General features: G+C 44.8%; 3 protein-coding genes and 1 pseudogene. 2 read left to right on the top strand and 2 right to left on the bottom strand.

Annotated features, from left to right (window positions below; genetic code table 11):
• A pseudogene (locus QZ938_RS32935) lies at positions 1-84 on the bottom strand (IS1 family transposase); the annotation flags it as partial.
• Here QZ938_RS32935 and QZ938_RS32930 point away from each other — a divergent pair.
• Complete coding sequence (locus tag QZ938_RS32930) at positions 53-826, top strand: tyrosine-type recombinase/integrase (RefSeq protein ID WP_367181886.1); 774 nt, start codon at positions 53-55, stop codon at positions 824-826. The pseudogene QZ938_RS32935 and the gene QZ938_RS32930 sit on opposite strands and share 32 nt — an antisense overlap.
• 318 nt (positions 827-1,144) lie before the next feature.
• On the opposite strand, the gene tnpA is transcribed toward QZ938_RS32930, so the two are convergent.
• On the bottom strand, positions 1,145-1,477 hold the full coding sequence (gene tnpA, locus QZ938_RS32925) for an IS200/IS605 family transposase (RefSeq protein WP_293356551.1): 333 nt from the start codon (positions 1,475-1,477) through the stop codon (positions 1,145-1,147).
• Positions 1,478-1,647: 170 nt separating this feature from the next.
• On the opposite strand from tnpA, the gene QZ938_RS32920 reads away from it, so the two are divergent.
• Positions 1,648-2,187: a hypothetical protein gene (locus QZ938_RS32920; RefSeq protein WP_293356554.1), complete on the top strand. Its 540-nt coding sequence runs from the start codon at positions 1,648-1,650 to the stop codon at positions 2,185-2,187.
• Positions 2,188-2,243: the final 56 nt, after the last annotated feature.

Below are 2,243 nucleotides of genomic sequence, written 5' to 3'. Positions count from 1 at the left end.
GCATTGGACACAAATGTGATTTTGTTTTCCTTTCTTCTTGCCGTTTTTACGGATATGGGTTGATTTACATTCAGGGCATTGCATAAATTATTCCTCCTATTCATACTCTAACTCAGCAACGCCGAAGATTGAAGGTCACGGGCAGGCAAAAATTCTCACGCAAGAGGAAATCGAACTCTTATTTAACGATGGTTTGCAAACCTCACGCGATCGCACCCTCTTCGGAGTTTGCCTCTACACTGCCTGTCGCATTGCCGAAGCTTGTTCGTTGGAAGTCGTCGATATTTACACTGCCAAAGGTACAGTCCGACCTACAATCAACTTCCGCAAGGGCAACACCAAAGGGAAACTCCAAACCCGCACGATTCCGGTGATCGAGGATTTGCGAAGTCTCTTGACATCTTGGAAATCCTACGCGGGTCAAACTTACTTATTCCCCGGCCGCCACAAGAGCCACCATTGGAGACATTTGCACCCAGATTCAGCGGACAGAATATTGAGAGAAGCGTTCTCGCGCGCCGGCATCGAGGGAGCATCCACCCACAGCTTCCGTCGCACCGCCCTCACCCAGATGAGCAACGCGGGCATTCCTTTAAGAATCATCCAAGAAATTAGCGGTCACAGCAACCTCGAACAGTTGCAGCGGTACTTAGAAGTGAAGCCGGATCAAGTGCGGGGGGCGATCGCGAGTCTTTCCATGCTTTCCTACACCGGAAAACACGCATTACCCCACGTACCCGATGAAAAAACTGCCGCACCGTTGCCCGTCGAGCGACTGTCACAAGCCCTCACGGACTTGGAGACTGAAGAAATTCCCGACTGGTGACGTTGGTTTCTCCCCCCTTTCCCAGAAGCTCTCCTGACGATTCGCTACACTTATCAGTCGCTTTAACCCCAAAGCCAGAAGCTCTCACCTCTATATTTGTTACCGCTCGATATCGAGTTTATTGAATATAGTTTTGGAGAAGTTCCTGAAAATATTTTATGCGCTCTTCTACATCCTTTCGCTCGCGATGCCTTCCATCAAAAGATATATCTATTTGTTATTTTTGAACGAATTTTGAGCGCAGTCCCCAACCAGAATCTTTGATTTGGTTGGGGTAAACAACTGGTTAGCGAAATCAAACAATAGTGCGAAGCATCCTTATTCCGGTCTTTCCTGATTCTGTACATATTCGATCAATTTCTCTAACGGTGCTTGCGCTCCAACACTTATCAGGGCATAGCTTCCACTCCAAAACATTGGCTTTTGGGACAAATAAAACCGTTTGAGTTCGGATGCGTATTCTTTCCGTATTAACCGGGATGAGACGGTTTTAATGTTGTTTACAAGTTTCGATAGATCGATGCTGGGGATACTCTCAAACAGGATATGCACACGATCGCCTTCACCACCAAACTCGATCGTCTCGCAATCCCATTTGGTTAAAACGTCTCTGGCGATCTCTTCCAATCTGACAAGTATTTCCCCGGTCAATAATTTCTTCGGAACTTAGTCACCAAAACCAAGTAAAAGATTAGCCTAAATTCATAGCTAGAGAGGGTTTTAAGACGTGAGGAAGTTTTCATAACTAATTTACATAACTAACTTGACAACTAAATCTAGGGGCGTATAAAATTGTAATAGTAAATAGCGAAATCGAAGCTATGGTTTTCAAGAAAGCCAAGTCAAAAACTAAAAAGAAAAAGGTTCAAATCGATCCGGGTATCCGCAGCGATATCTGGAAACTCGATCTTTCTGGGGAACAAAAAGACTTGGCTCGGTTAACTGTGGCCCAGTATCGCCATTTTCTGAAACCAGTAGTGCTAATCACTTATTGGGGATGGAATGAACTATCTGTGCTGACCTCAAAAGAGCGTGTCAACACGGTCGAAAAAATGTTCAATAAAACCGCAGCTAACCCATCTCCTAAGTACGCATGGTTCTTCGAGAAAGCGATTCAGAATCATCCTTCTTTCCGTAAATTCCCAAGCTACCTGAGACGCGCTGCAATCCAAGATGCAATTGGGATTGTAAGTAGCTTTGTAACGCGATGGAATATGTGGAAACGAGGTGAAAGAAAGCATCGCCACGATCGAGCTCCCAAGTTAACTTCAGCTTGTGATACATACCCCGCTCGTATCCGCTCAATAATTCGGGGTAGGAGAGAAAAAAGTAAGCAGAGTAAAAAAAGTGTTATAAAATAGGATACATGACGCCAAAGACTATTTCACAAGACAAATCATCCTACAATATACTACTG

This window comes from Microcoleus sp. CAWBG27 (assembly GCF_020883145.1).
GTDB lineage: Bacteria > Cyanobacteriota > Cyanobacteriia > Cyanobacteriales > Microcoleaceae > Microcoleus.
Note: the sequence above shows the minus strand (reverse complement) of the source record. Positions and strands in the feature narration are given on the sequence as shown.